The organism is Caulobacter sp. P4_E5, assembly GCF_056401555.1.
Genome location: NZ_JBFUJD010000060.1, coordinates 1 through 21030, shown reverse-complemented (window position 1 = coordinate 21030; position 21030 = coordinate 1). Strand labels below are relative to the sequence as shown.

The 21030-nt window shown below is 66.2% G+C and carries 12 protein-coding genes and 2 pseudogenes; 9 read left to right on the top strand and 5 right to left on the bottom strand.

Annotation, left to right across the window (positions count from 1 at the left end):
• Window positions 1-38 precede the first annotated feature (38 nt).
• The 4 genes and pseudogenes from AC1DSO_RS17415 to AC1DSO_RS17400 form a co-directional block, all read left to right on the top strand.
• The gene (locus AC1DSO_RS17415; protein ID WP_477070032.1) at window positions 39-2498 is read left to right on the top strand and encodes a M1 family metallopeptidase; all 2460 of its coding nucleotides are present in this window, start codon (window positions 39-41) and stop codon (window positions 2496-2498) included.
• The gene (locus AC1DSO_RS17410) at window positions 2495-3022 is read left to right on the top strand and encodes a DUF6702 family protein (RefSeq protein WP_477070021.1); all 528 of its coding nucleotides are present in this window, start codon (window positions 2495-2497) and stop codon (window positions 3020-3022) included. Before AC1DSO_RS17415 ends, AC1DSO_RS17410 begins: the two co-directional genes overlap by 4 nt.
• A gap of 70 nt (window positions 3023-3092) precedes the next feature.
• A pseudogene (locus AC1DSO_RS17405) lies at window positions 3093-5352 on the top strand (TonB-dependent receptor domain-containing protein).
• Between the two features lie 129 nt (window positions 5353-5481).
• Window positions 5482-5679, top strand: a pseudogene (locus AC1DSO_RS17400) (DUF6894 family protein); the annotation flags it as partial.
• Window positions 5680-5688: 9 nt separating this feature from the next.
• Here AC1DSO_RS17400 and AC1DSO_RS17395 read toward each other — a convergent pair.
• Window positions 5689-6210 (bottom strand): MarR family winged helix-turn-helix transcriptional regulator, encoded by a 522-nt coding sequence (locus AC1DSO_RS17395; protein WP_477070020.1) that lies wholly within the window; start codon window positions 6208-6210, stop codon window positions 5689-5691.
• Window positions 6211-6313: 103 nt separating this feature from the next.
• On the bottom strand, window positions 6314-8176 hold the full coding sequence (locus tag AC1DSO_RS17390) for an ulvan lysase-like protein (RefSeq protein ID WP_477070019.1): 1863 nt from the start codon (window positions 8174-8176) through the stop codon (window positions 6314-6316).
• Window positions 8177-8560: 384 nt separating this feature from the next.
• On the opposite strand from AC1DSO_RS17390, the gene AC1DSO_RS17385 reads away from it, so the two are divergent.
• The 4 genes from AC1DSO_RS17385 to AC1DSO_RS17370 all read left to right on the top strand — a co-directional run bounded on the left by AC1DSO_RS17385 (window position 8561) and on the right by AC1DSO_RS17370 (window position 15476).
• Entirely contained in the window at window positions 8561-11449 is a 2889-nt protein-coding gene (locus tag AC1DSO_RS17385) for a TonB-dependent receptor (RefSeq protein ID WP_477070018.1), read from the top strand.
• Between the two features lie 383 nt (window positions 11450-11832).
• A complete protein-coding gene (gene kdgD / locus AC1DSO_RS17380; RefSeq protein WP_477070017.1) occupies window positions 11833-12777 on the top strand; it encodes a 5-dehydro-4-deoxyglucarate dehydratase in 945 nt (314 codons plus the stop codon).
• Between the two features lie 164 nt (window positions 12778-12941).
• Window positions 12942-13850: a LysR substrate-binding domain-containing protein gene (locus AC1DSO_RS17375; protein WP_047413578.1), complete on the top strand. Its 909-nt coding sequence runs from the start codon at window positions 12942-12944 to the stop codon at window positions 13848-13850.
• 60 nt (window positions 13851-13910) lie between these two features.
• The gene (locus AC1DSO_RS17370; protein ID WP_477070016.1) at window positions 13911-15476 is read left to right on the top strand and encodes a carboxylesterase/lipase family protein; all 1566 of its coding nucleotides are present in this window, start codon (window positions 13911-13913) and stop codon (window positions 15474-15476) included.
• Here AC1DSO_RS17370 and AC1DSO_RS17365 read toward each other — a convergent pair.
• Genes AC1DSO_RS17365 through AC1DSO_RS17355 form a run of 3 tightly spaced genes read right to left on the bottom strand, consistent with a single transcriptional unit; the run spans window position 15473 to window position 20189 of the window.
• Window positions 15473-16993: a right-handed parallel beta-helix repeat-containing protein gene (locus AC1DSO_RS17365; RefSeq protein WP_477070015.1), complete on the bottom strand. Its 1521-nt coding sequence runs from the start codon at window positions 16991-16993 to the stop codon at window positions 15473-15475. The two genes, AC1DSO_RS17370 and AC1DSO_RS17365, sit on opposite strands and share 4 nt — an antisense overlap.
• Window positions 16994-17010: 17 nt before the next feature.
• Window positions 17011-18870 (bottom strand): DUF8034 domain-containing protein, encoded by a 1860-nt coding sequence (locus AC1DSO_RS17360; protein ID WP_477070014.1) that lies wholly within the window; start codon window positions 18868-18870, stop codon window positions 17011-17013.
• 2 nt (window positions 18871-18872) lie between these two features.
• Window positions 18873-20189, bottom strand: a complete 1317-nt coding sequence (locus tag AC1DSO_RS17355; protein WP_477070013.1) for an MFS transporter — start codon at window positions 20187-20189, stop codon at window positions 18873-18875.
• A gap of 373 nt (window positions 20190-20562) precedes the next feature.
• Between AC1DSO_RS17355 and AC1DSO_RS17350 the strand changes: the two genes are divergently transcribed.
• On the top strand, window positions 20563-21030 hold a 468-nt coding region (locus AC1DSO_RS17350; protein ID WP_477070012.1), incomplete at its 3' end, for a TonB-dependent receptor plug domain-containing protein.

Sequence of the window (21030 nt, the reverse complement as noted above, 5' to 3'; positions counted from 1 at the left end):
TCCGCCCGGGGTTTTTGTCAGGGTTCTGAGCTGAGGGGCTGTCGAACTTGTCCAAGCGTTCTATCCGTTACGCCGTGGCCGGCGTCATCGCGGCCGCGCTCGCGGCCACATCGTTCGTTACTGTCGCGCACGCCGACGCCATCAAGCAGACCAAGGCGCCTTTCGAGGACAAGTTCCGCCAGCTGGAAGGCGAGGATTGGCCCACGCCGACCGACTACCGCAACGCCTCGGGCGCGCCGGGTTATCGCTACTGGCAGCAGAAGGTCGACTACGACATCGCCGCCAAGCTGGACGAGCCGACCAAGTCCATCGTCGGCAAGGAGACGGTCGTCTACCGCAACAACTCGCCGGACGACCTGCCCTATCTATGGCTGATGCTGGACCAGAACGACTTCAAGCGTTCGTCGGTCAGCCACATGACCGAGACCGTCTCGGGCGACGGCATCACCCTGACCCAGGTCCGCCGCGCCAAGCGCTTCCAGGACTGGGAAGGCGGCATGACCATCAAGTCGGTCAAGGACGCGCAAGGCCGACCGCTGAAGTTCACGGTCGCCGACACCATGCTGCGCATCGACCTGCCGGCGGCCGTGAAGAGCGACGGCGGCGAGGTGAAATTCTCGATCGAATGGTCGTTCCCGATGGTCGAGACCAAGCTGATCGGCGGCCGCAGCGGCTATGAGTGCTTCACCGCCAAGGGCGACGACGGCAACTGCATCTTCGAGGTCGCCCAGTGGTTCCCGCGCTTGGCCGTCTATTCGGACTACGAGGGCTGGCACAACAAGACCTTCCTGTCGGGCGGCGAGTTCACCCTGGAGTTCGGCGACTACAACGTCGCCCTGACCGTGCCGAACGACCATGTCCTGTCGGCCACCGGCGAGTTGCAGAACGCCACCCAGATCCTGACCGCCGCCCAGCGTGACCGGTTGACCAGGGCCCGTACGGCCAACGAACCCGTTTACGTCGTGACGCCGCAGGAAGCGCTCGCCGCCGAAGCCGGCAAGCCGACCGGCGAGAAGACCTGGGTCTTCAAGGCCGCCAACGTCCGCGACTTCGGCTGGGCCACGTCGCGCAAGTTCGCCTGGGACGCCATGGGCGTGCACCAGGCCGACCCCAACGCCAAATATCCGCTGGTGATGGCCATGTCGTTCTTCCCAAAGGAAGCGCGGCCGCTATGGGACGCCTATTCGACCAAGGCCATCGCCCAGACGATCAAGGTCTATTCCAACTTCACCTTCGCCTATCCCTACCCGGTCGCCCAGTCGGTGAACGGCCCGCAGGGCGGCATGGAATATCCGATGATCAGCTTCAACGGCCCCCGGCCGGTGAAGGACAAGAAGACCGGCGCCCTCACCTATACCGACCGCGCCAAGTACGGCCTGATCGGGGTGGTGATCCACGAGGTGGGCCACAACTACTTCCCGATGATCGTCAATTCCGACGAGCGCCAATGGACCTGGATGGACGAGGGCCTGAACAGCTTCCTCGAGTTCCAGGCCGAGAAGCAGTGGGACAAGAAGTTCCCCTCCCGCCGTGGGGAACCCAAGGACATCGTCGAGTACATGGTCAGCCAGGACCAGGTGCCGCTGATGACCCAGTCGGACTCGGTGCTGCAGTTCGGGCCGAACGGCTATGGCAAGCCGGCCACCGCGCTGGTCATCCTGCGCGAGACGGTGATGGGCCGTGAACTGTTCGACCGCGCGTTCAAGGAATACGCCAACCGCTGGCGCTTCAAGCACCCGACGCCCTATGACTTCTTCCGCACCATGGAAGAGTCGTCGGGCATCGATCTCGACTGGTTCTGGCGCGGCTGGTTCTATTCGACCGACCACGTCGACATCGCGCTGGACAAGGTCACGCAAGGCCGCTTGGACAGCGGCGATCCAGACCTCGAGTCCGCCGCCCGCAAGGCCGAGAAGGCCAAGGAACCCGGCTCCCTGACCGCCGCCCGCAACACCGACAAGACGATCGTCGAGACCGATCCCAAGGTCCGCGACTTCTACGACCAGACCGACGAGTTCACCGTCACCGAAGGCGCCAAGAAGCGCGCCAAGACCGCCCGTGAGGACCTGACGCCGGAAGAGGCCGCCGCCCAGGACGTGAAGGACAACTTCTACCGCTTCACCTTCCGCAACATCGGCGGGCTGGTGATGCCGGTGATCCTGAAGCTGGACCATGCCGACGGCACGACCGAGACGATCCGCATCCCGGCCGAGATCTGGCGCAAGAGCTCCAAGCAGGTCACCTGGCAGTATGTCTCGGCCAAGCAGGTCAAGGGCGCCCAGATCGACCCGTTGTGGGAGACGGCCGACGCCGATCGGTCGAACAACGTCTTCGACGGCGTCATCGCCCCGACGACGCTGAAGATCACCAAGCCGCCGGAAGTCGGGTCCAACCGCATGAAGGACGCCAACCTGAAGGTCGATCCCGACAGTTTGAACACCCAGCCCGCCCCAGACGACAAGAAGGCCGACCCGAAGAAGGACGAAGGTCCGAAGTGATCCTGCGTGCGTTCGCCCTGATCGCGGCGGCGGGCCTCTGGCTCGCCCCGCTCCCGGCGGTGGCTCACCGCGGCCACGGCGCGCTCAGCGTCGTCGAGATCAACGCCAAGACCGGCGTGGTGGTGGTTAGCCACCGGATCCCGGCGCACGACGCCGAGCCCGCCTTGGCCGTGATCGCCCCCGACGCCCAGGCCAGCCTCGACGATCCCGAAGCGATCGCGGTGCTGAAGGCCTACATGCTCAAGCAGTTCTGCGTGGCGGTGGACGGCAAGATCGTCGAACTGACCCTGACGGACCTGACCCTCGGCGCGAACGAGGTGCGTTTCGAATATGCCGGCAAGATCGCGCCGGCGAACGCCGCGGCGATGATAGGGATCAAGGCGGCGATGTTCTCAGACATCTATGGCGACGTGGTGAACCAGGTGAACGTCCGCCGGTTCGGCGTTACCCGCACCCTGATCTTCACCGGCGTGGAGGCGGTGGTTGGGCAGTATCTCGACCCGGTCGATCCGCCGAAGCCCTGAAGCACGAGGTCTCGGGGTGACAAACGTCACCTCGCGGGCCTGACGCCCGGCACTGCAACGCTTCGAGTCGATCCGGCAGTTTCCTCGCCAACAGAGGAGACTTCCCCATGACCTTCCCGACCCGCCGCGTCGCCCTGCTGGCCGCCACGGGTCTGGCCGCGATCAGCGCCAACGCGTTCGCCCAGACGACACCCGCCCCTGCGCCGGCCAAGAAGGATCAGAACACCCAGGTCCAGGGCGTCACCGTCACCGCCCCGTCAGCCCAGGACATCAAGACCTCGATCGACCGCCGTAGTTACAGCCTAGGTAAGGACCTGCAGGCGACCACCGGTTCGGTCGCCGACGTGCTGCGCAATGTCCCCTCGGTCCAGGTCGACGTTCAGGGCAATGTCAGCCTGCGCGGCGACGCCAATGTCACGATCATGATCGACGGCAAGCCGTCCGGCATGTTCAAGGGCGAGAACCGCGGCCAGGTGCTGCAACAGATCCCCGCCGCCAATTTCGAGCGGGTCGAGGTGATGACCAACCCGTCGGCCGCCTTCAGCCCCGAGGGCACGGCCGGGATCATCAACCTGATCACCAAGCAGCAGCGCGGCGTCGGCACGACAGGGTCGGTGCGCGCGAACTTCGGCACGGAGGGGCGCAAGAACGCCAGCGTCACCCTGGCCCGCAACACCAAGGCTCTGACCTTGTCGGCCGACGCCGGCTGGCGGCGCGACAAGGCCAAGGGCGAGATCGTCGACGACCGCTCGCGTCTCGACACGGCCACGGGCCGCTATGCCGACAGCCATCAGAAGATCGGCTTCGCCAGCCGTGGCAAGTCTCACAACGCCCGCGCCGGCGTCGACTACGACCTCGACAAGCAGACCCGCCTCAGCGTCGAGGCGCGCTACAACGACATGAAATACGACTCCAAGGCCGGCTCGGCTTATGAGGGCAAGGATCCGAACGGCGCGCCCATCGTCCGCCTTCAGCGCCGTAGCGACGGACAGATGAAGCGCTCGGTGGCCGGTCTGTCGGGCGACCTGCGCCGCAAGTTCTCCGGCGACGAGCACGAACTCACCGTCCACACCAGCGTCGAACGCACCCGCGATCGCCAGCTCACCCTGGCGAACGGCTTCAACGAGCTGCCGGCGGTTTCAAACTATGTCGAGAACGTCCGGATCGGCGACGAACTGGTCCAGACCCGCCTGAAGGCCGAGTACAAGCGCCCCCTGCCCGGCGGCGCCAAGCTGGTGGCCGGCTACGAGCTGCAGATCGACGACAACGACTACGACAACTACGGCGCCCGCGGCCCGACTTCGGGTGGGCTGGTGGTCGATCCGGCCCTGACCAACCAGTTCCGCTACGACCAGGCGGTCCACGCCCTCTACGCCACCTACAATCGCCCGATGGGCGACTGGACCGTGATGCCAGGCTTGCGGATCGAAGAGGTCAAGATCGACACCAACCAGGTCACCTCGAACCTGAAGGACGGGTACGACTACCTGCGCGCCTATCCTTCCCTGCATGTGCAGTACCGGGTCGACGACGCGCGTCAGATCAACGCCAGCTACAGCCGCCGCATCCAGCGTCCGACAGCCCAGGACTTGAACCCCTACCGGATCTACCAAGACCCCTACAGCTATCGACAGGGCGACCCGCGCCTGAAGCCGCAGACGACAGACTCGTTCGAGGTCGCCTACCAGCTGCGCAAGGGCTTCAACTACTATCTGGGCACGCTGTACTGGCGTGAGGCGCGCGACGGCGTCACCGACGTGGTGCGCGACATCGGCAACGGCGTGCTGCTGACCACCAAGGCCAATCTGGCAAAAAGCCGCGCCGGCGGCCTGGAGCTGGTCGCCAACGCCCGGCTGACGCCCAAGGTATCGTACACGATCAGCGGCAACGCGGCCTGGAACGAACTTGGGGCCACCGAACTCGGCTTCGCCGACAAGCGCTCGGCCTTCACCGTCTCGGGCTACGCCGCCCTGAACGTCCAGGCCACGCCCAAGGACTTCCTCCAGATCAGCGGCTTCGCGATCGGCAAGCGTTTGACGCCCCAGGGCTATCGCGAGCCGACGGGTATGCTGAACCTGGGCTATCGTCACAAGTTCAACGACCGCCTCTCGGGCGTCGTGACCGTGCAGGACGCCTTGAAGACCTTCGGCGACAAGCTGGTGATCAACACCCCCGCCCTGCGCGATCGCCGGGCCATGGACCTGGACCTGCGGGCCGTGTTCGTCGGCTTCACCTATGGCTTCGGCGGCAAGGGCGTCCCCAATCCGCGTCGCCCCCGCGAGCCCGCCTTCGACTTCCAAACCAACCCGGGCGGTGTCGGGCCGATGTAGTCAAGGTCGCGGTCGTCGCCATCGAGGCGACGACCGGGTCGCTTTTTCAGCTCACCCTGGCCAGATTGCGGCGCCTTTTTGTCCGAGGCGCGTTCTCCGTTTCACGCTGCTACGTCGTCGCGGGGTGAAATGCGCAGGTTTCGGTTCGAGGTCGTCTCGCCTGAACACTTTCCCGACCCGGAAGGCGTGCTGCTGCGCAACCTCGATGAAGCCAAGCGCGAGGCTTTGCGGCTGGGCGCGGCGCTCGTGCGGGACTATCCCGAGGCCTTCGACAAGCCCGGCCCATGGCAGATGCTCGTTCTCGACGAGGCTGGTCAGGTCGTGGCCGAGGTCGAGCTAGGGCCGGGGGCGCGAACGCCCCCGCGTCTCGCCAGCGCGCAGCCCGCCCCGCTCCAGTCGGGGAAGCGTCTTGGGCCTTGGACCTTCAGCGGCGGCCAGCTTTATCTGAGCCAGCGACCGGGCAAGAAAGACGGATAGGGTGTCGAGGTCCTGACGTGAAAAACCGGTGAACACGGTCTCGTGGGTCGGCGCGAGGCCCGCCAACACCTGCTCCACTAAGGTCCGGCCACTCGGGGTCAGGTCGACCACGACCAGTCGTCGATCTTCGGCGGGGGTCTTGCGATCGACGTAGCCGGCCGCCACCAGACTATCGATCGTTCGGGTCAAGGTGGTGCGGTCGGCGCCGATGACAGCGGCCAGAGCGGTCATCGACGAAAGCCCTTCCTTGAACAGCGCGTCGAGCACCACCCATTGGCCGAAGACAATGCCGTATGCGCTCAATCGATCGCCGACCAGCAGGCGGCGGGCCTGTTCCGTTTGGAACAGCAGTCGGTTCAGATCGTCGATATCGAGCGGCAAAGGCGGCTTCCGGCATCCCTAGATAAGCTTTCAACGCAAGAACCCGGGTTTCAGATGACGTCGTTCCGCGAGTTTCTTAACCACGTTGCAACGGCGCCATAGTCTAGGTCTGGGCCGAGACTTCCAGCCGCGCGGTTTGGCCGTCTGTCAGGGCGATGGTCAGCGGCGCGGCCTGGAAGCCCGGCACGAGGTTGAAGATGCGCGGAATGACGAGGGGTTCGAAGTCGCGGTCGACGCTCCGGGCCAGGATTCGCCCGGTCTTGCGGGTGACCACGAAGCTGCGTGCATCCGGCTGGGCGGTCGCCTCGTCGCGCCGCGCGATGACGGGCGCGATCAGCCGCGCGACTTGGCCTGGCCCCACTCCCAGGACGGTGGCGGTCAGGACGAGGCCGCTCGGTGTCAGCTCATAGTCCAGCGTGTAGCTCGCAGCGGGCTCGGAGGCCCGTCCCTCGGGCGTCAGGAGGCGACCGCGCGCGAGGACCCGCACCCGTTGGCCGTCGCCTTCGACCGTCATCTCGGCGGCGAGATCGGCCAGGCTGGTGAAGACATCCTTGCCTTGGACTAGTTCGAGGCGCGGGGTCAGCGGCTGATGCGTAGCGTCGATCGGGGCCTGCTGGTTGGTGATCTCGACCGCCTTGTAGCGGGTCATGCTGGCCGCCAGGACCGGTCCGAGCGCCTGATGATACAGCAGCGACAGCGCGCCCCCGGACGCATGGCCGCCGCCGGCCGGCGCTAGATAGTCAAAATCGTAGTCCGTGAACGTAGCGCGCCACGGCCCGACAGACGCCAGATGGGTTCCGACCTCTGGAAACGGCTTCAGGCCGTAAGGCCTGTCTCGGGGCAGCGTCACGCGCGCGACCGGCGCGGGCTTGGCCAGATCGATCACCGCCGCCAGCGCCTTGGCGTGGGCGAAGGTGTGGTGGACGCAAGGCCGATAGCCCTGCTCACGATAGTGCGGACCGCCATACAGCAGGCCATCGTGCGTGCAGGCCGACATCTGGGCAAGGTTGCGGGCGGATACCTCGGCGAAGCGCGGGTCGTAGTCGGCTAGAAGGCGATACGCCGGATGACAGCCGTCGCTGGTGCGGCTTCCCCACCAGGTCCATTTGAAGTTCCGGGTCCCCCAGCTGTTGTCCCAACCGCCATCGGGCAGCATGAACTCCATGTGGGCGCGCAAGCTGACCAGCGTCTGGTCGAGAACCGCCTTGTCCCCGGTGCGCAGTGCGTACATCGCCAGGGCCGGCAGGGATTCCTCGACATTGTAGCCGAGATCGACCGGCGAGCGGCCCTTCGGCGTCCGTCCGCGCTGGGGGTGGCCTTCGCCGAACAGCAGGCTGTTCGGGGTGAAATAGTCGAGACAGGCGTGGGCGAACTCATGCGCCCGGGTCTCGTAGTCGGGCCGCTCGAAGACCTCGGCGCCAAGCGAGAACGCGTAGGCGGCTGAGACCGGATAGTTGATGTTGCCGGTGTCCATCGTCATGTAGCCGACGAGGAAATCGTAGGCTGCCGCCAGGCGGGCGCGCCACGCTTGCCTCGTCTTGGCGTCCAGCAGGTCGCCGTGATGGATCAGCGCCTCGGCGAGGGCGATGGCTCGAAAGACGGTCGTGCCCTTCCAGTCGTTGAGAAAGACGTCATTGACCCAGCCGCCGTCGGGCCGGCTGACGTTGCGCTCGCTCCAGTCCTGAACCGCCTTGGCCGCCTGGACGTATCGCGGATCACCGCTGCTTCGGGCCATCCGCAACAGCGGATAGACGGCGTCGGCGCTACGGCCGTGGATCATGCCGCAGCCTGGGCACAGAAAACCGCCGTTGGCGCCCTGCCCGACCAGTCCCGCGACTTGCCGTCCCAGCAGGCCGTCGCACCATGTCTTCAGCAGGCTCGCATAGGGTTGAAGATCGGCGGCGATCGCGCCCGAGGCGCTGGCCAGGGACGGCGTCAGAACCGCCGCCGCCGAAAGGCCGAGCACGCCTCGCCGAGAGGGACCTCCGCTCAACTCATCCAGCATTGATCAACCTCCCTTGGCCTTTGGGATCAGCGTTTTCCCAAACCGACAATGGGCGCCGGCAAACAATTTGGCCATACCAATTGTCTTGGAGCTCGACCACATGACCAAGCCAGTTTGGGATCGAGCTCACTACGATGAGCGCCACCTTTGCCATTTGCGCTGCATTTTTCCGCTTCCGAGCAGGAAACCGGTCATGCCATCTGGCCAGACGACCTCATTGGCGACCTTCTGGCGACCAAGAAGCGCCAATTTGGTCATACCAGTCTTGTCACCGGTGTCACGATCTGACAAAGCTCATGCTCGCAACGACGCTCGCTTCACGGGCGCGACTTAGGGGAGGTCACCATGCTCGCACGCTCCGCGCGTCCGCTTCGCGCCACACTCTTCGCCTCGGCCGCTCTGGCGATCGCCATTCCGGTCGTCGCGGCCGCTCAGGCCACGACCGCTCCGCCCGCCGCCGCCCCTGCGCCGGCCCAGGTGGAGGAGCTGGTTGTCACCGGCATTCGCGCCACCCAGCGCAACTCGCTGGCCACCAAGCGCAACACCGAAACGGTGGTCGACGCCATCGTCAACGACGAGATCGGCGCCCTGCCCGACAACTCCGTGGGCGACACACTGGAGCGCATCACCGGCGTCACCGCCGACCGCTTCAAGGGCAACGCCAACGAGCTGTCCGTCCGGGGCCTTGGTCCGACGCTAAGCTTCTCCACCTTCAATGGCCGGGAAGTCTCGACCGCCGGCCCTGACCGGTCCGTGGCGTTCCAGCAGTTCCCTTCCGAACTGATCAATGGCGTGCTGGTCTACAAGACCCAGCAGGCCGACATGGCCGAAGGCGGCATCGCCGGCGTCATCAACCTACGCTCGATCCGTCCGCTGGAGGCCAAACCGCGCATCCAGGCCGAGTTCCGCGAGGTCTACCTGCCCAAGGACGCCGCCATTCGCGGCCGCGACGGCCTGGGCTATCGCTACAACATCTCGGCCACCGACCGCTGGGACACCAAGCTCGGCCGCGTCGGCGTCTCGATCGGCTGGCAGCACCAAGACCAGGCTCAGCCCGAGGATTACTACAGCACCAACTCGTCGTTCATCCCGTGCAGCACCGCGGCCAAGGACCCGACGCTGATCATCGGCACGGCGGTGGCCCAAACAGCCGCGGGAACCAGCTTCAACTGCGCGCTGCGCCCCACTCTGGCGGCAGCCAACCAGGCCGGGACCAACGAGTCGCCGCTCTATTTCGCCACCACCTCGCGCACCTTCCGCCAGATCAACACCAGCGAGATCCGCGACGGCGTCATCGGCGCCTTGCAGTGGCAGCCAAACCACCAGCTCGATTTCGTGTTGGACGGCCAGTACTCGAAGCGCTCCAGCCTCGAGAACCGCAACCAGCTCGCGATCACCGAAGCCGCGCGCGGCGTGCAACCGCTGATCATCGGCAGCCAAGGCAACGACTACAGTGACGGCGCGCTGATCAAGTACACGGGCAACTCGAATGTGGAGATCCAGCTAGAGGACCGCCTGCGGGAAGAGGAATATGTCGGTGGCGGCCTGGCCACCACCTGGACCGGCGACAAGCTGACCCTGAACGGCGACCTCTCGTATTCGAAGTCGCACCGCACCGAACTGCAGAAGGCCACCAACATGCGGTCGGGTAGCCGCGTGGTTTACACGCTGGACGGCACGAACGACGTGGTTCCCGAGGTCACCTTCGTCGGCTTCGACATCAACAACCCGGCGAACTACGTCAGCGCCGTCCCGGCCAGCAACACCAACTACGCGCGCTATCGCCTGGTCACCGACCGCAAGGACGCCATCGGCGCCGTGCGTCTGGACGGCAAGTACGACCTCGGCGAAGGCTTCTTCCACACCCTGAGCGGCGGCTTCCGCTACTCGGTCCACACCCGCAAGACCGACGCCAATAACAACAGTGACGTGGCGATCCCGATCGCCCGCGACGGCCTGACCGCCGCCCAGATCGTGGCCCAGGCCAACGCCAGCTGCCGCGTTCCGTTCGCCACGACGCGGTTCATGAAGGAGTCCCAGACCAACATCAGATCCTGGGCCCAGTTCGACAACAGCTGCCTGTTCCGCGCCTATACCGGCCGCGACACCAATCCGCTGCTGGCCGACAGCCGCGGTCCCGAGGACACCGACGTCACCGAGAAGATCGGCGCGCTCTACCTGATGGGCCAGTTCCGCTCCGAGGTCGGCGGGCTCCCGGTCAGCGGCAACATGGGCCTGCGCTACGTGACGACCAAGGTCGAGTCGACCGGCTATCGATCCGAAGTGCTGGTGACCCCGTCGGTTGGCGGCTCGGTCGCCACGGTGACCACCGTGCCCGGCACGATCTCGACCGTCGAGGGCGAAGGCAAGTACCACTACTGGCTGCCCAGCCTGAACGTGAACTTCGACCTCAATGACAAGACCCGCCTGCGCTTGGCGGGTTCGCGCGCCATCGCCCGGGTGGGGATCGAGGAGTTCAACGTCGGCATCACGCCGGTCGTCGACGCCACGGCCACGACCGTCCAGGGCGCTCTAGCCAGATCGAACACTGGCAATCCCAAGCTGAAGCCGCTGGAGAGCTGGAATCTTGACGCTTCGCTGGAGTTCTACCTGACCCCGGAAAGCGCCCTGTCGTTCGCGACCTACTACAAGTGGGTCAAGGGCGCGTCCTTCGACTCGGTGCAGCCGTTCACCACCTCGATCATCGCCAACGGCCAGCTCGTCGAGTTCAACGCCGTCGCCCCGGCCAACGACCCGGAAACGCGCCACCTCTACGGCTTCGAGGCGACCGGCAGCTATGTGTTCAGCATGCTGCCCAAGCCGCTGGACGGCCTGGGCGCGACCATCGGCTACAACTACGCCAAGGCCGATTTCGAATTCCCCGATCCGTCGACCGTCGCGCCCTATGTCGATCCGGCCAACCTGCGGGGTCTGTCGAAGCACAACGTCAACGGCTCGATCTACTGGGAAGGCAGCAAGCTGCAGCTGCGCGCCTCGTACCGCTATCGTTCGGACTATTCCAAGCCCAACAGCGGCACCAATCGCAGCGTCCGCGGCTCGGGCATCCTGAACCTCTCGGCTCAATACGACCTGACCAAGCACGTTCAGCTGAAATTGCAGGCCCTGAACGTCACCGCCGCGCGGGACATCATGTACAAGGCCGGCGAGGACTCGATCACCGAGGTCAGCGAGAGCGGACCCCAGTACTTCGTGGGGCTGCGCGTCCGCTTCTAGCGGACGGCGCGAACGGCCCGCCTTTGGTCCCTATACGGATCGAGGCGGGTCAGCCGCCTATGGCGGTGCAGCCCACGACCGCGATCACCAACCATCCGAGCAGCAGGCTGCCCGTGAAATTCCGAACCAACCAACCCTTGGCCTTGTTCAACGCCACCATGGAACGCCCCTCAAGCAACTGACGCTCAAGCTGCCTGGTGATTCTATCCACAGGCAAGCTCGCCTCAGGCGGGAACGTCACCTTCCTTCACATCAAGCCAAATCCTGTATCAGTCGATAGCGCCTTTGGCTTAGACCGCGACCTCGGCCCTCTCTACCGTGATGATCAACAAGCGGCCTCCCGGGACGACCCGAGACGAGCGCCGCCGCTCGGAGAGGACTTCATGAGCCGAATGTCGCCGACGGAAATGGCCCGCCAGCTCGGCGGCGGCCTGCTGTCGTTTCCCGTCACCCATTTCGACGATCAGCATCAGTTTCTGGAAGCGCCCTACCGCGAGCATTGCGGCTGGATGCTGGAACGCGATCTGGCCGGCCTGTTCGCCGCCGGCGGCACGGGCGAGTTCTTCTCGCTGCGCCCACAGGAAGTCGGCCAGGTGGTCCGCGCCGCCGTCGCCGAGACGGCCGGCAAGATCCCGGTCATCGCCGGTTGCGGCTACGGCACGGCCATCGCCACGGACCTGGCGCGCGACGCCGAGGCCGCCGGCGCCGACGGCGTGCTGCTGCTGCCGCCCTACCTGACCAACGCTACCCAGGACGGCCTCGCTGGCCACATCGAGGCGGTCTGCCGGTCCACCAAGCTGGGGATCATCGTCTACAATCGCGACAACGCGATCATTAACGAGGACACCCTCGAGCAGCTTTGCGATCGCAATCCGAACCTCGTGGGTTTCAAGGATGGCGTCGGCGATCTAGAGCTGATGATGCGGGTCTATGCCCGCATGGGCGACCGCCTGACCTATATCGGCGGTCTGCCGACGGCCGAGACCTTCGCCCTGCCCTATCTGGAGATGGGCGTGACGACCTATTCGTCGGCCATCTTCAACTTCCTGCCGGAATGGGCCCTGTCCTTCTACCAGGCCGTCCGGGCCCGCGACCGCGACACGGTCATGGCCGGCTTGCGCGACTTCGTCCTGCCCTACATCTCGCTGCGCAATCGCGGCAAAGGCTATGCCGTCTCGATCGTCAAAGCGGGCATGAAGGCGATTGGCCGCGACGCCGGTCCCGTGCGCCTGCCCCTGACCGAGCTGACCTCGGCCGAACTGGGCGAGCTCCAGGCCCTGATCGCCCGCGTGCAGCCCGGCGACCAGCGCCGCGCGGCCGCCGGGTGAGCGCCCGATCAGGGGCGATGCTCACGACGCATCGACCCTGATCGCAGGACCTCGCGCCCACGATGAACGCGTTCACACCCCTCCCCGGTAAGAAGGCGCTGGCGATCGGCCCGAACGAGCGTCTAGCTTCGCGCCTTCAGGGTGTTGTGAACGGGCGCTTTCCGATGTTCGAGCTGAGCCAACTGCGCTGCTTCGTGGCCACCGCCGAGGAACTGCACTTCGGACGCGCCGCCCAGCGGCTGAACATGACCCAGCCGCCGCTCAGCCGGCAGGTCCAGCTGCTGGAGCGAATCCTCGGCGTCACCCTGCTGGACCGCACCAGCCGTTCGGTGCGTCTGACCCCCGCCGGCCGCGCCTTCCTGCTGGAGGCGCGGCGCATCCTGCGTCTGGCCGAGAGCGCGGCTCTGGCTACTCGCCGCATCGCCAGCGGAGAGGCTGGCCAGATCGCCATCGGGTTCACCGCGGCCTCGGGGTACAACTTCCTGCCGCAGCTGGTGATCCTGTCCAAGGCCCGCTTGCCCAATGCCGATCTCACCCTGCGGGAGATGGTCACCCGCGAACAGGTCGAGGCGCTGCTGACCGGCCGCATCGACATCGGCCTGGTCCGTCCGCCGATGGAGCGGGTCGAGTTCGCCACCGCCCGCGTATTGTCCGAACCCCTGGTGGCGGCCCTGCCCACCGGCGATGCGCGCCTGGCCAAGGCGTCCCTGACCTTGGCCGACTTCGACGGCGCGCCGCTGATCATGTATTCGCCCGAGGGCGCGGGCTATTTCTACAACATGCTGACGACGCTGTTCGACGCCAACGGCGTCGCGCCGAACTACGTCCAGCATGTCACCCAGATCCACTCGATGCTGGCGCTCGTTCATGCGGGCCTGGGCGCGGCGATCGTGCCCGAGGCGGCAATGAGCCTGCACTTCGACGACGTGCAGTTCCGGCCGGTGGCCACGACGCCGGACCGGCCGGTCGAGCTCTACATGGCCTGGCGCAAGGACAACGAGAGCCCAATCCTGCAGGCCTTCATCGACCTTTGCCTGGCCGAGGCCTCGCCGACGGAGCCGGATGCGCGCTGACGCGTGTCGTCTCTCTGTCGGCGGGCCGCCCCCAACGACGATAAGACCGGGAGAGAAAACATGGCCGTCGATCGCCGCGCCGTTCTGGCCGGAGCCGCCGCGCTGGCGGCCGCCCCTAGGGTCAACGCCCTTGGCCGGTCCGCTCCAGTCGCGACCACCGCCGCCGGCCGGGTGCGCGGCGCCGAGATCGACGGGATCAAGGTATTCAAGGGCGTCCGCTATGGCGCCGACACCGCCTCGCGCCGCTTCCAGCCGGCCCAAGCGGCCCAGCCCTGGAAAGGGATCGCCGACGCCCTCGCCTACGGTCCGGCCAGCCCGCAACTCAAGACCGAGGAGCCGACCAGCGAGGACTGCCTGTTCCTCAACGTCTGGACCCCGGGCGTGGCGGACGGGAAGAAGCGGCCGGTGATGTTCTATGTCCACGGCGGCGCTCACGCGAACGGCTCCGGATCGAGCCCGCTTTACGACGGGACCTGGCTGGCCAAGACCTACGACGTCGTCGTGGTCACCGTGAACCATCGGCTCAACTGCTTCGGCTACGCCTATCTGGCGCGCCTGGGCGGTCCGGAACTGGCCGACAGCGGCAATGTCGGCAACCTCGACCTGATCCTGGCCTTGCAGTGGGTGCGCGACAACGTCGCCGCGTTCGGCGGCGATCCTGGCAATGTCATGACCTTTGGCCAGTCAGGCGGCGGCGCCAAGCTGGTGACCTTGATGGCCATGCCGCGCGCGGCGGGCCTCTACCACAAGGTCGCGACGATGAGCGGTCAGCATGTCACCGCCATGGGTCCCATCCACGCGACGACTCGCGCCCGCGCCTTCATGGAGAAACTGGGCCTCAAGCCCGACCAGACAGAAGCGCTCAAGACCCTGCCCGCCGCCCAGTTGGTCGAGGCGCTGAAGATGCGCGACCCGCTGGAACGGAAGGGTTCCATTCTCTTCTGGTCAGTCGTCGACCACGGCCTCTTGGCCCGCCACCCATTCTATCCGGATGCGCCGCGCGCGAGCGGCCACATCCCGATGATCATCGGCAACACCCACGACGAGACCAAGGCCTTCCTGGGCGGCGATCCCAAGAACTTCGCCCTGACCTGGGAGGAACTGCCCGGCCGGATGGAAGGCGAACTTGTCCTGGACATCGCGCCCGAGCACATCATCGCCCGCTATCGGGAACTCTATCCGAGCTACAGCCCCTCGGACTTGTTCTTCGCCGCCACTACGGCGGGACGCTCATGGCCCGGCCACCTGATCCAGGCCGAGCAACGCGCCAAGATCGGCGCGCCGGCCTGGATGTACCAGCTGGACTTCGGCGCCCAGACCGATCCGAAGATKGGCGCCTACCATAGCTACGACATCGCCCTGGTGTTCGGCACGCTGGACGCCAAGGGCTCGATGACCGGAACCGGCCCGGCGGCCCAAAAGGTCCGCGACCAGATGAGCGCGGCCTTCGTCTCGTTCGCGCGGACAGGCGACCCGAACTGCGCGGCCATTCCGGCCTGGGAGAAGTACACCCTGCCCCGTCGCCCCACCCTGGTGATCAACCAGACCTCGGCCATGGTCGATGACCCCCGCAAGGAAGAGCGCGAGCTATTCTCGGTCGCGCCGTTCTTGAAGGAAGGGACCTAGCGGAGCGCCACGGGCTTCGAGAAGGCCGAGCTCGCTCCCGCCGCCGTGGTGCTCGTCGCGGTGATCGCCGAGCCGGCCACGGCGCCCTTCACGTCCCCGGCGAAAGCCGCATTGCCCTGCCCATCGGTGACCGCCCGGATGGAGCCCAGATAACGCTCGCCCTCGGCTGTCCCGGCCTTGCCGCTGAACACCTCGACAGTGACTAGGCTCGCCGGCGGGCCTTGCAGCACGCCCTTCACCGAAAGCTTCCCGCCAACCAGGCGCGCGGCCGAGAGGCTCGGCGGGCCTAGCCCAAACTGCGGCAGCGCATGGCAGTTCGCCGGGTCGTCCTGGTTCAGGCAGATCACCGCCGCGCCAGCCTTGTCGAACACCACGCCCMTCCCGCGCGAGCCAACGAAGCTGCCGTGCTCCAGGCCCGGCGGCCCAATGACGATCCCGCCTCGAGACATCTTCGGATCGCAGGAGCCGCCGGCCGAGCAGCGCATGATCGGCAGGCCGTTGCCGGCGATGATGTTCTGGCTGACGCGGTTGGCGGCGACCTTGGCCTCGGGCCGCACGGCGACGCCGATCCCGTTGCCGCGGATGTCGTTGCCTTCGACCATGTTCCCGACGCCCGTCAGGCTGATCCCGAACGCGTTGCCCTCGAAGGTGTTGGCGCCGATGTAGTTGCGCGCGCCCCAGTTCGACTGCAGGCCGTCGGAGTAGCGGACGAACCGATTGCGCACGACGGTGTTGTCGTTGCCCCACAGGATTTCGATGCCCTGCGAGGGCTCCAGATTGTCGGTCCCGCCATCGAAGACATTGTCGGCGATCAGGTTGAAGGCGGCGCCGCGCGTCAGCTCCAGGCCGTCGCCGTTCTCCAGGAAGGCGTTGCGCAGGACCTTGTTGTCGAGGGTCGTGTTCGAGGTCGAGCCGCCCTTGCCGTCGTCACCACTGAGCATCACCCCCGCGCCACCGATGTTGCGGACGATCCGGTTGTCGACGATCACGGCATTGGACGTCCGCAGGACAAGCACGCCGATGCAGAAGTTCCGGATCTCCAGACCGCGCAGCGTCACGCCCTTGGTGTCGACCAGGGCAAAGCCTGGATTGCTGGCCGTGCGGACATTGGTCCCGTACTGGCCGGGGACCATGCCGGGGCAGGACTTCAGGTCGCGTGGCAGGTAGCCCGAACCGTCGATGACGTTGTGGCTGCCCGAACGCGCGAAGGCCCTCCCCTCGATCGCCACCGGCCCTTTGATCGGCGGCAGGGCCGACTTCAACACGATGCGCGGTGTGGCGATCTCGATGCGATAGCGCCCGGGATCGGCATTGCTGGTCGCCACCGCCCAGCGTAGCGAGCCCTGGGCGTCGTCGTCGACTTCGCGATCGACCAGCAGGAGGGCGGTCTCGCCGCCGGTGCTTGCGGGACCGCCGGCGGCGACCGCCGCTATAGGTTTTGGATCGGGCGTCTGGGCCAGGACGGGTCCGGCCGCCAACGCCGCCAGCATCGCCCAACGGGCAGCCGAGCCGATCATCGATCTCTCCTTCGAGACTACGCCCGCTCCCAGGGGAAGCTCAGGGTCGGAGCGTTCGTATAGCGCTTCATCCTCAGCGTCAGCCGGGCGCCGGCGCCAGGCGCGAGCCGCACGGTGAATGCCGAGGAATCGACCGGCTTGGCCGATGCATCGCCGATCGCGGCACTCAGGATCTGGTGCTCGGCGTAGGCGCCGCCCTGCAACGTCACGGTCCGCGATGCGACCTGGTTCGTGTTGACCAGGGTGACGACGGTCTCATCTTCGCCGAGCTTCTCGACCAAGGCCGCCATGTCCTCCGGCAAGCCGGCTCGGCGTCGCTCGGGATCGAAGTAGCGCAGGCGCGCATAGTGCAGCGCTCCGCCCTGGGACGGCGAACTAGGCGACCACGCCGGCCGGGCGATGTTGATGCCGCCCTCCATCAGGTGGATCAGGGCCGTGACGCTGGCGGGATTGATGTCCAGGGTGGCGTCGGCCAGGCGAGTGTCGGGCGAGGTGTGGTCGTCGCGCTGGGCTTGGGCGCGGGCGCGAACCCGCTCGAGGTCGGCGCGCAAGGCCTTCACCGGATAGCCGGCGTCCTTGCCCTCCAAGTACGAGACCCAGGGATGCTCGGCCGCCCGGGCGCGGTCCGTGGGTTTCATCGACATGTACCAGATCTCGAGCCCGTTCTGCCGGTACTCGCCAGGCGCATAGCCGTACCAGCCCTTGGGCCCGTACATGCGCGGGGTCATGACCTTGCCGTCGACCACCTTCTTCTGGGCGTTGATCACGTCGTTCTGGCGACGCCAGACGTCGAGATACTTGTCGTCGCCTGTAAGCAGGTAGGCGTTCAGGAAGCCGACCACCGCGCGCGGCACGCGGTTGCGGTCCTCGCGCTTGCCGGTCTGCGGCACCAGGGGTGAAAAGCCCCAGCCGTAGGTCCCGCTCCACCACTGGCCCTTGGCCCCGCCGATCTTGCCATCCAGGCCAATCTTGCTGGGCAGGACGTCGTCGTTGGCCTTGGCTCGATCGATCCAGGCGTCGACATAGCTGACGATCCAGTCGCGGTACTTCGGCTCCTGGTCCAGCATGTAGGCGTTCAGCACCAGGCTGGTGGCCTGCAGGTTCAACGGCGCGTCGCCGACCACGTCACCGTATTCGGCGTAATGGCCCAGCGTCTCCTCGTAAGTCCGCTCGCCGTGTTCCATGTAGAACTTGGTGACGTCGAACGGATCGCCAGCCCAGTCCAGCGGCGTGGCCTGGCGCAGCATCGGACCCCGGCTGCCGGTGATCATGCTGCGGATGATCTTCAGCTTCGGATCGTAGTTCGGCGCCCCCGGATCCTCGGCCATGTAGAAGCCCGAGAACCGTTTGACCCGGTCGCGATAGCGCGGGTCGTGCGGGTCCGACAGCCCCAGCAAGTTGAACGCCGACAGCCCCTCCGAGAGGTGCTGCCAGTCGGTCATGACCGGGAACTCCTTGAAGTACATGCCATCGCGCGCGAACGGCACGTCCTTGGTTTTCGCCGCCGTGTACTGGCGGACATTGCCCTCGAACGCCTTCTTGGCCATGGCCAGCACTTGGTCGCCGGCCCCAAGGGCGTGCAGGGTCGGCCAGTCGTTGACGTTCTCGATGGCGTCGTCGGGGCCGTCATTGGCGCCCCAGCGCTCGACCGCCAGCAGGTAGCCGCGGTCGTCGAAATAGCGGGCGAAGAAGGCCGCGCAGGCCTCCTCGTTGGCCTTCAGCAGCTCGCGCTCCAGCAGGGCCCATTCGGGCGGCGCCATCGGCGTCGAGACAGTCAGGATCGGGGCGCTGTCCTTGCCTTGGGAGGCGGCCGAGCGGCTCAGGGCGGCGAAGGCCAGGGCCGAGGCGCCGGCCAGGACGGAGCGACGAGTGGTCATGCTCAGACCGCCTTCAATTCCAATCGTTGGATTTTTCCGACGATCAGGAAATAGGCCAGGATGGTGATCACGCAGTGCGCGCCGACGAAGATCAGGGCCCCATCGAACGAGCCGGTCGCCTTGACGATGTAGCCGATGACGATCGGCGTCACGATGCCGGCGACGTTGCCGAAGGTGTTGAAGATGCCGCCGGTGACGCCGGCCATCTCCTTGGGCGAGGTGTCGGCGACCACGGCCCAGCCCAGCGAGGCCACGCCCTTGCCGAAGAAGGCCGCGGCCATGATCACGATGACCACCCACTCCTGTTCGACGTAGTTGCAGAGGATGATGCAGGTGGCCAGCACCATGCCCAGCAGCAGCGGCGTCTTGCGGGCGATGTCGAGATTGCCGGTCTTCTTCAGTAGGCCATCCGAGATCATCCCGCCCAGCAGGCCGCCGGCGAAGCCGCACAGGGCCGGCAAGGCGGCGGTGAAGCCGGCCTGCAGGATCGACAGGCCGCGATCCTTGACCAGGTAAATCGGGAACCAGGTGACGAAGAAATAGGTCAGCACATTGATGCAGTACTGGCCCAGATAGACGCCCAGCAGCATGCGGCTGGACAGCACCTGTTTGACGTTGACCCAGGTGAAGGCCGCGCCATTCGAGGCCGAGGCCTCCTCCATCCGCACCAAGCCGCCCCCCGCTTCGATGTAGTCGATCTCGGCCTTGTTGACCGCGGGATGGACCAGCGGGCTGTGGATCAGCTTGACGAAGAAGAGCGCCGCCACGACGCCGACCGCGCCCATCACCCAGAACACCGAACGCCAACCGAACGTATGCGCCAGCCAGCCCATCAGCGGCGCGAACGCGACCAGCGAGAAGTACTGGGCCGAGTTGAAGATCGCCGAGGCCGTGCCGCGCTCCGGCCCTGGGAACCAGGCGGCGACGATGCGCGCGTTGGCGGGGAAGGACGGCGACTCCGCCAAGCCCACCGCGAAGCGCATGGCGAACAGCACAATCACCACCGTCAGGCCGGTGAAGAACCCGGCGAAACCCTGCAGGGCGGTGAAGGCCGACCAGGCCACCAGAGCGATCGTGTAGATCTTCTTGGAGCCGAACCGGTCCAGCAGCGCGCCGCCGGGGATCTGGCCCAGGACATAGGCCCAGGCGAAGGCCGACAGGATGTAGCCCATCGCCACCGGGTCGAGGCCCAGCTCCTTCGACGCCGACTGACCAGCGATCGAGAAGGTCGCGCGGTCGGCGTAGTTGATCGTGGTGATGATGAAGAGCACCGCGATGATCAGCCAGCGCACCCGCGTTCGCTTGGTGGTGTCGGTCATACGCGCCTCTTCCCTGTTCGAGAGCCGATCTGACGTCGGCGTCCATCCCGGCGACGCTAGAGGCGCCCGTGAGGAAGGTCTAAGTCAATTCGCCTATCGACCAATCCACGAGAGACATGGATCGGTGCGATTTCCGCATCGGAACCGCCTCCAGACAGCCGTTGAGATGACCGGTTTTCGACGAAACCCGGCCCGAAACCGGTCTACTGGCCAGGCCCCATCGGCCAATCCGTGCCGAATGCGCATTGGTTCATACCCGATTGGGATTGGCCCTGGACGAACAGGCGCTCCTATCCTGAGGCCAACAAAGAAGGAGGTTCGACCGCCTTCGGCACGAAAAGGACCCGCGAATGCGGGCAACTGGGAGGCAACCATGTCGATCAATCGCAAACCCGCCGCGCGCGCCGTTCTGGCGTTCAGCGCCTCGGCCCTGGCCCTGACCCTGGCAAGCGCCGCCGCCGCTCAAGACGCCGCTCCGGCCGCGCCCGCTTCCGACGAAGTCGAAGCTGTCGTGGTAACCGGTTTCCGCGCCAGCCTGCAAAGCGCGATGAACATCAAGCGCAACTCGAGCGGCGTCGTCGACGCCATCAAGGCCGAGGATATCGCTCAGTTCCCCGATCTGAACCTGGCGGAGTCGCTGCAGCGCATCCCCGGTGTCTCGATCTCGCGCATCAATGGCGAAGGCCGCCAGATCACCGTCCGCGGCCTCGGATCGGAATACACCCGCGTCCGCATCAACGGCATGGAAGCCATCTCCACCACCGGCGGCACGGCCAATAGCGGCGGCACCAACCGCGGTCGCGGCTTCGACTTCAACGTCTTCGCCTCGGACCTCTTCAAC

Excerpts from the sequence above, each read along its gene's own strand:
- AC1DSO_RS17385 (WP_477070018.1), top strand. The coding sequence starts at position 8,561 with ATGCTCGCACGCTCCGCGCGTCCGCTTCGCGCCACACTCTTCGCCTCG.
- AC1DSO_RS17375 (WP_047413578.1), top strand. The coding sequence starts at position 12,942 with ATGTTCGAGCTGAGCCAACTGCGCTGCTTCGTGGCCACCGCCGAGGAA.
- AC1DSO_RS17360 (WP_477070014.1), bottom strand. The coding sequence starts at position 18,870 with ATGACCACTCGTCGCTCCGTCCTGGCCGGCGCCTCGGCCCTGGCCTTC.
- kdgD (WP_477070017.1), top strand. The coding sequence starts at position 11,833 with ATGAGCCGAATGTCGCCGACGGAAATGGCCCGCCAGCTCGGCGGCGGC.
- AC1DSO_RS17355 (WP_477070013.1), bottom strand. The coding sequence starts at position 20,189 with ATGACCGACACCACCAAGCGAACGCGGGTGCGCTGGCTGATCATCGCG.